The following is a 758-nucleotide window of genomic DNA, read 5'->3' as shown; positions in this document are numbered from 1 at the left end:
GAGACTTAGCCGTCCATAAACTTGATTTGATTTTGTCTGATCGAAGTATTCCAACAGGCTTAAATGTAAAAGCTTACAGTCATGAGTTAGGCGAAAGTGATTTGACCTTTTTTGGAACACCCGCCCTGTGCGCGCAATACGAAGGTTCATTCCCCAAATTCTTAGATAATGCGCCTGTTTTGTTGCCAGTGAATAATCATGTCTTGCGTCGCAGTCTCGATGATTGGTTCGATCGAGAAGGCATTATTCCGAAAATCGTCGCTGAATTTGATGATAGTGCATTACTCAAAGCTTTTGGCGAGGCAGGCGCGGGCTTCTTCCCAGCGCCAAGTGCTATGCGTCGACAAGTTGAAACAATGTATGGGGTAAAGGCAATTGGAGAAGTGTCTGATGTATCAGAGCACTTCTTCGTGATTTCGCCAGAGCGAAAGTTAAAACATCCTGCGGTGGTGTCGGTTACCGAAACCGCGCGTTCAAATCTAGCTTCGATCAACCAGTCTGAGCAACTGTTGTAGGCTCATTGATTCCTCGTATTCTACGCAGCATTGAGCGTCTCGCTTTGGCGAAGATCTGCTCGATCGCTGCGCCACAATTCTCAAGTTCGAGTGCAATAGATATCTTCTGACCATTCGCTGGTATTACATCGAGCTCACAGCGATATACGGTGTCTTGAACGCTCGTTTGTTTGTCAATAAATAGATTCACTGACTCAATATCGTCTACAAGACTCCCTAGATGGATGTTGTAATACAGATCTA

2 protein-coding genes are annotated in these 758 nt (G+C 45.1%); one reads left to right on the top strand and one right to left on the bottom strand.

What is annotated here, in order from left to right; translation table 11 throughout:
• On the top strand, positions 1-515 hold a 515-nt coding region (locus A3762_RS23835; RefSeq protein ID WP_231878913.1), incomplete at its 5' end, for a LysR substrate-binding domain-containing protein.
• Here the strand turns inward: A3762_RS23835 and A3762_RS28015 are convergent.
• Positions 490-758, bottom strand: a 269-nt coding sequence (locus A3762_RS28015; protein WP_197469549.1) for a hypothetical protein, incomplete at its 5' end; no start/stop codon positions are given. The genes A3762_RS23835 and A3762_RS28015 overlap by 26 nt on opposite strands.

The organism is Oleiphilus sp. HI0125 (assembly GCF_001635355.1).
Note: the sequence above shows the minus strand (reverse complement) of the source record. Positions and strands in the feature narration are given on the sequence as shown.